This is a genomic window from uncultured Campylobacter sp. (assembly GCF_937921625.1).
GTDB lineage: Bacteria > Campylobacterota > Campylobacteria > Campylobacterales > Campylobacteraceae > Campylobacter_B.
The window spans coordinates 1-2,580 of record NZ_CAKZTI010000070.1; the positions used below are offsets into that span (position 1 = coordinate 1).

3 protein-coding genes are annotated in these 2,580 nt (G+C 54.5%); all 3 read left to right on the plus strand.

The genetic code is table 11. The annotated features are described in order from the left end of the window. On the plus strand, positions 1-848 hold an 848-nt coding region (larA, locus tag Q0101_RS10660), incomplete at its 5' end, for a nickel-dependent lactate racemase (RefSeq protein ID WP_297945405.1). Between the two features lie 2 nt (positions 849-850). Then, complete coding sequence (gene larC / locus Q0101_RS10665) at positions 851-2,098, plus strand: nickel pincer cofactor biosynthesis protein LarC (protein ID WP_297945408.1); 1,248 nt, start codon at positions 851-853, stop codon at positions 2,096-2,098. Beyond that, on the plus strand, positions 2,070-2,580 hold a 511-nt coding region (gene larE / locus Q0101_RS10670; RefSeq protein WP_297945410.1), incomplete at its 3' end, for an ATP-dependent sacrificial sulfur transferase LarE. The genes larC and larE, both read left to right, overlap by 29 nt.

Sequence of the window (2,580 nt, forward strand, 5' to 3'; positions counted from 1 at the left end):
ACGAGATGGTATTTTTAGGCGAGAGCAAAAACGGCACGCAGATGTATCTAAACAAAATCGTGGCCGAAGCTAAAAAAGTGATCGTCATAGGCTCGGTCGAGCCGCACTATTTCGCTGGCTACACGGGCGGCAGAAAGGCTTTCTTGCCGGGTACGGCGTCGTATGAGAGCATCACGCAAAATCACAAACTAGCTCTTAGCTCCGATGCGCAGGCACTGCGCCTAGAGGGCAATCCCGTGCACGAGGATATGATCGACGCGATGAAGGTGCTAGCGCACATCGACGTTTTTTCAATACAGACGGTGCTTGACAGCGAGCACGGCGTGTATTACGCGAGCGCCGGACACTTAAACGACAGCTTTTACGACTGCGTGAAAAAGGCCGACGAGGTATTTTGCGTAAATATCCCGCGCAAGGCAGATATCGTGATCTCGGTCGCGCCCTATCCGATGGACGTCGATCTCTATCAGGCGCAAAAAGCTCTAGATAACGGCAAACTAGCGCTTGCGCAGGACGGAATTTTAATAATGGTCGCAAAGTGCCGCACGGGCATCGGACCAAAGCCGTTTTTCGATCTGATGGCCTCCGCCGACACGCCCAAAAAGGTGCTCGAAAAGATCAGCGCGGGCTTTAAGCTCGGCTATCACAAGGCCGCTAAGATGGCTGAAATCTCGCTCTGGGCGCAAACCTGGGCGGTGAGCGAGCTCAGCGACGAGCAGATGCGCGCCGTGCATCTAAAACCGTATCACGACATCCAAAAAGCCGTGGACGATGCGCTCGCGCAAAAGGGCGCGGACGCCAAAATCATCATCCTGCCGTTTGGCTCGATGACGGTGCCTAAGGCGTAAGCTTGGCTAAAATTTTATATTACGACGCGAGTGCTGGTATCAGCGGCGATATGAATTTAGGCGCGCTGGTGGGGCTCGGAGTGGATTTTGGCTATCTTTGCGCCGAGCTCGAGAAGTTAAATTTAGCCGGCGAATTTCGTCTGGAGCGCAAAAACGTGCTAAAAAACGGCATCGCCGCGACCAAAATCGACGTCGTGCCGCTAAAATCGCAGCCCCACGCCCGAAGCTACGCCGATATCAAGCAAATTTTAGAGAGTTCAAATTTAAGCGAAAGCTGCAAGCAAAGAGCGGGCGCGATATTTCGCACCGTTGCCGAGGCCGAAGCCAAAGTCCACGGCACGGACGTAGATCGGGTGCATTTCCACGAGATCGGCGCGATAGACTCTATCGTCGATATCGTGGGTGCGGCGATCTGCTTTGAATATCTTTTTGAAAATTTAGGCGTCTCGCGCGTGCTAAGCTCCAAAATCGAGCTTGGCGGCGGCGTAGCGATCTGCGACCACGGCGCGCTTAGCGTGCCGGCACCCGCCGTTTGCGAAATTTTAAAAGGAGTGCCCGTAAATCTCGGGCGCGCAAATTTTGAGATGACTACGCCAACGGGAGCGGCGATTTTAAAGGCTTGCGCAGACGAGTTTACGGACAGCGCGAGCTTTAAAATAGAAAATATCGGCTACGGCGCTGGTGGCAAGGACGCGGCGGGCTTTGCAAACGTGCTTCGCGCGATGATCTGCGAGGCGGATGAAAATTTGAACGATGAAAGCGACGAGTCAAATTTAGCCGCGCGTTCAGGCTACGGTGAGGTTTGCAAACAAATTTTAATCTCCACGAACATCGACGATATGGACGCCGAGAGCTTTGCGCTTGCGTGCGAGATTTTGCGAGAAAACGGCGCACTGGACGTATTTAGCCGCTCGATCTTTATGAAAAAGGGGCGCATGGGCTTTGAGCTAAACGCGCTGTGCCGCAAGCAGGACGCGCAAAATTTAAAGGATCTGATTTTTACGCACACGACGGCGATCGGCGTTCGCGAGATAGAGGTTGCTAAAACCGAGATAAAGCGCGAGTTTGTGCGGGTGCAGACGAAATTCGGCGAGATAGGGTTTAAGATTTCTGGCACCTGCCAAACGCAAAAAATAAAGCCGGAATTTGAGGACTGCAAGGCCGCGGCGCTCGCGCACGGCACGACGATCGAGCGGGTGCGAAAAGAGGCGCTAGAAATCTATGACGAAACTAGAAAAACTAAAGGCTGATCTGCGCGGGCTAGGCGAACTCGCGGTCGCATTTAGCGGCGGGGCGGACAGCTCGCTGCTGCTGCGCGCGGCGCACGACGCACTTGAGGGGCGCGCGATCGGCATAACGATAAGATCGCCCTATATGTCCTCGCGCGAGATCGCCGAAGCCGTGAAATTTGCCCGCGCTTACGGCATCAGGCACGAAATTTTAGAACTCGGCGTCGCGGAGGGGATCAAAGATAATCCCGAAAACCGCTGCTATCTGTGCAAAAAGGCCGTGTTTTCGCGCCTAATCGAGCGCGCCCGTGAGCTTGGTTTTAGCTGCGTCGCAGACGGCACGAACCGAGACGATCTGGGCGAACACCGCCCGGGGCTCAAAGCAAAAGAGGAGCTCGGCGTGCTCTCGCCGCTGATAAATTTAACCAAATCCGAGATCCGCGAGCTCTCGCGCGAGTTAAATTTACCCACCGCCGAAAAACCGAGCTACGCGTGCTTGCTAA